A 422-nucleotide genomic window follows, 5' to 3' on the forward strand; every position below is an offset into this window, starting at 1 on the left:
ATTTTATACATAATAGAATAAAGCCTGATTAAATTGTGGTCAAACAAAAATAATTTATATCTCATTTTTTTGTCTTTTATTTTTTTAATATTTTGATTTTTAAAAAGAATGTTAAAGTTAGTGTTATTTTTAAGCTGCTTTACTTCTTTCTCGAAACGCTTATTTGTTAATATTAGACTATTAACTATTCCAAAAAAGAAACCCGCTGTTTCTTTCAAATAGTATTCATATATTTCAGAATTTTTATCTAATCCTAATTCCTTAATCCCCGTCGTTCTTGCATCAACAACAGGCTTAAATATTTTTACCATATCACTTTGATGTCTTTTAGCATAATCAGTAATATGATCTAATCGATAAAAATATAATGGCATATCTAAGTAAAATATTTCTCTAGCATAATAAAATGCATACATATTAAA

Annotated in this window: 1 protein-coding gene; it reads right to left on the reverse strand. The window is 23.7% G+C overall.

Translation table 11 applies throughout. The annotated features are described in order from the left end of the window. A partial coding sequence (locus CP368_RS10540; RefSeq protein ID WP_233185895.1) for a hypothetical protein occupies positions 1-374 on the reverse strand: 374 nt, incomplete at its 3' end. Between the last annotated feature and the right edge of the window lie 48 nt (positions 375-422).

The organism is Lactobacillus sp. UMNPBX17 (assembly GCF_002553735.1).
Lineage (GTDB): Bacteria > Bacillota > Bacilli > Lactobacillales > Lactobacillaceae > Lactobacillus > Lactobacillus gallinarum.